This is a genomic window from Bacteroides sp. CAG:633, from assembly GCF_000435115.1.
GTDB classification, from domain to species: Bacteria; Bacteroidota; Bacteroidia; order Bacteroidales; family Bacteroidaceae; genus Bacteroides; species Bacteroides ndongoniae.
This window is the reverse complement of the sequence record NZ_FR882995.1, coordinates 7929-10455: the sequence shown is the minus strand read 5'-3', so window position 1 is coordinate 10455 and position 2527 is coordinate 7929. Positions and strand designations below refer to the sequence as shown.

Genomic DNA, 2527 nt, shown 5'->3' with positions numbered 1-2527 from the left:
GCGTATTCGACCCAGCGGCTGCTGCCCAGTGCGCATTGCGAGAGCCAGGCACTTTCGTCCCAGATGAAACGCAGCGACTTGCCGCACGTCTGGCGCATCCAGTAGTGCGAGCTGTACTTGTGGTTGCCGCGGTCGCCCCAGGGCACGTCCTGGTCGGTGATGGTATAGACGTAGAGTTTGTCTAAGAAGGCCTTCAGTTGCTCTTCCGTCCGTTCGCGTTGCACTTTCCAGATGGCTTGTGCCAGTGTGTTGGCTCCACCCCAGGCGGTAATCCACAGCGGGCGGTCGTCGTCCTCGTCGGCCAGCTGAATCAGGAAGTCGCTGCCGCGCGAGTTGTTCTTTTCTCCCAGTTTGTCTTTACCCAGTTCCAGGCTGCCCGCCATCACCCTGCTACGCAGGTAGTCGGCGCTGGGCCAATAGCCAAGCTGTTGTTGGCGGTTCTCCTTTTTCAGGGGCAGGAATCCGCTCTGTGCCGAGCGTTTCATCAGGTTGGGCAAGTCTTTCTGGTAAGCGTCGATGACGGTGCTGATGCTGTCCATCCAGCTGGTGGGGTAAGGACCGCCGCTGCTGTTCCACCCGCTGGTGGCGATGATGGCTTCAATTTCATACAAGTCGGCATGTACCAGCAGACGGATGAGCGACTCCATGTCGTCGGGCTCCACATTGGCGGGAGCGATGTCGGTCAGTACTACCAGGCGTGGTTTCAGCTGTTTGTTTTGTGCTTTCGCCGGATTTGTGCAGAGGCAACTTCCTGCAAGCAGAATAAGCAGTGTTCTGAGTAAAGTTTTCATGATACGTGATGTGTTTTAGTTAACTTCGCAAAGTTACGTTGGAAATTTCATTTAAATTGCCTCTTTTGAGGAAGAAATTGAGCGAATTCCGAGATTTGGGCAGGTTAAATAGGGAGAAAAGCCATATATTACGTTTGGAAAGAACCTACCGGATATGAAATAAAAATTTGAAATGCGCATGATTGAGTGCAGGAGAAACCCCTATGCGCCGCACAGCTTGTTTCTGTTGCGTAATTTTTTCGTTCTAATATTTTGCAGGCGAGCAGATTATTTATATCTTTGCACCGGAAACGGATGAAAGGTGGAGGGGCAATCAAGCTCCTCTTTTTTGTTCTTATTAGTTAATCTATGATAGAAAAGAAAACTGTTTGTCAGATTGTTGATGAGTGGCTGGAAGGAAAAGACTACTTCCTGGTCGATGTGACCATCAGCCCGGATGATAAAATCGTGGTAGAAATAGACCACAAAGACGGTGTTTGGATTGAAGACTGTGTGGAACTGAGCCGCTACATTGAGTCCAAGCTGAATCGAGAAGAAGAAGACTACGAGCTGGAAGTAGGCTCGGCAGGTATCGGGCAACCTTTCAAGGTGCTGCAACAATACCTCTGCCACATCGGCAGCGAAGTCGAAGTGCTTACCTGCGACGGGCGTAAACTGCACGGAGTGCTGAAGGATGCCGACGAACAACACTTCATCGTGACTGTACAGAAGAAGGTGAAAGAAGAAGGTGCCAAACGTCCTAAAATGGTAGACGAAGACCTGACCTTTGCATACGAAGAAATAAAATATACTAAATACTTAATCAGTTTTAAATAAGACTTATGGCCAAGAAAGAAGAAACTGTCAGCTTGATAGACACATTTTCGGAATTTAAGGAACTGAAGAATATAGACCGTACCACGATGGTGAGCGTGCTGGAAGAGTCGTTCCGCAGCGTCATTGCAAAGATGTTTGGTACCGACGAGAATTACGACGTAATCGTGAATCCCGACAAGGGTGACTTCGAAATATGGCGTAACCGTGAAGTGGTGGCCGACGAAGACCTGGAGAACCCCAACCTGCAAATCTCGCTGAGCGAGGCACAGAAGATAGATGCTTCGTACGAGGTGGGCGAGGAAGTGACCGACGAAGTGAACTTTGCCAAGTTCGGACGCCGTGCCATCCTGAATCTGCGCCAGACACTGGCTTCCAAGATACTGGAACTTGAAAAAGACAGCCTTTACAACAAGTACATCGACAAGGTAGGCACCATTGTCAATGCAGAAGTATATCAGATCTGGAAGAAAGAAATCCTGCTGCTCGACGACGAAGGAAACGAACTGCTGTTGCCCAAGACCGAGCAGATTCCGAGCGACTTCTACCGTAAAGGTGAGACGGCCCGTGCCGTGGTAGCCCGTGTGGACAACAAGAACAACAATCCGAAAATCATTCTGAGCCGTACGTCGCCCGTCTTCCTGCAACGTTTGCTCGAAATGGAAGTGCCCGAGATCAACGACGGTCTGATCACCGTCAAGAAGATTGCACGCATTCCCGGCGAACGTGCCAAGATTGCCGTAGAAAGCTACGACGACCGCATCGACCCCGTAGGAGCCTGCGTCGGTGTGAAGGGAAGCCGCATCCACGGTATCGTACGCGAGCTGCGTAACGAGAACATTGATGTGATCAATTATACATCCAACATACAACTCTTTATCCAACGTGCCCTCAGCCCTGCACACATTTCGTCCATACGTCTG

At 50.3% G+C, this 2527-nt stretch carries 3 protein-coding genes; 2 read left to right on the top strand and 1 reads right to left on the bottom strand.

Going from position 1 to position 2527, the window contains the following annotated elements; translation table 11 throughout:
• The coding region (locus tag QVP67_RS02385) for a DUF1593 domain-containing protein (protein WP_288179822.1) at positions 1-791 on the bottom strand (791 nt) is incomplete at its 3' end.
• Positions 792-1139: 348 nt separating this feature from the next.
• Between QVP67_RS02385 and rimP the strand changes: the two genes are divergently transcribed.
• Both rimP and nusA read left to right on the top strand, forming a co-directional pair.
• Positions 1140-1607 (top strand): ribosome assembly cofactor RimP, encoded by a 468-nt coding sequence (gene rimP, locus QVP67_RS02380; RefSeq protein WP_022161955.1) that lies wholly within the window; start codon positions 1140-1142, stop codon positions 1605-1607.
• Positions 1608-1612: 5 nt separating this feature from the next.
• A partial coding sequence (nusA, locus tag QVP67_RS02375) for a transcription termination factor NusA (RefSeq protein ID WP_288179821.1) occupies positions 1613-2527 on the top strand: 915 nt, incomplete at its 3' end.

Bases quoted from the DNA above. Each gene is read 5' to 3' on its own strand.
- rimP (WP_022161955.1), top strand. From the start codon at position 1,140: ATGATAGAAAAGAAAACTGTTTGTCAGATTGTTGATGAGTGGCTGGAA.